This is a genomic window from Glaciecola siphonariae, from assembly GCF_042652645.1.
In the GTDB taxonomy this organism is placed as follows: domain Bacteria; phylum Pseudomonadota; class Gammaproteobacteria; order Enterobacterales; family Alteromonadaceae; genus Glaciecola; species Glaciecola siphonariae.
Genome location: NZ_JBHSGU010000007.1, coordinates 1 through 501, shown reverse-complemented (window position 1 = coordinate 501; position 501 = coordinate 1). Strand labels below are relative to the sequence as shown.

Genomic DNA, 501 nt, shown 5'->3' with positions numbered 1-501 from the left:
TGCTCCCACTGCTTGTACGTATACGGTTTCAGGTTCTATTTCACTCCCCTCACAGGGGTTCTTTTCGCCTTTCCCTCACGGTACTACTTCACTATCGGTCAGTTAGGAGTATTTAGCCTTGGAGGATGGTCCCCCCATCTTCAGTCAAGATAACACGTGTCCCGACCTACTTAATATGGCAACTATGAACCTTCGTGTACGGGGCTATCACCCTGTATCGCTGTGCTTCCCAACACATTCCACTACTTCATAATTACTCGGCTGCTCCCCGTTCGCTCGCCGCTACTAGGAGAATCTCGGTTGATTTCTTTTCCTAAGGGTACTTAGATGTTTCAGTTCCCCTCGTTTGCCTCTACATGCTATGTATTCACATGCAGATACCGCCGAAGCGGTGGGTTTCCCCATTCGGACATCTGTGGCTCAAATGCGTTTTGTCAGCTCACCACAGCTTTTCGCAGACTTACACGTCCTTCATCGCCTCTAACTGCCAAGGCATCCACC

At 49.7% G+C, this 501-nt stretch carries 1 rRNA gene; it reads right to left on the bottom strand.

Going from position 1 to position 501, the window contains the following annotated elements:
- A 23S ribosomal RNA gene (locus tag ACFO4O_RS14025) occupies positions 1–501 on the bottom strand; the annotation flags it as partial.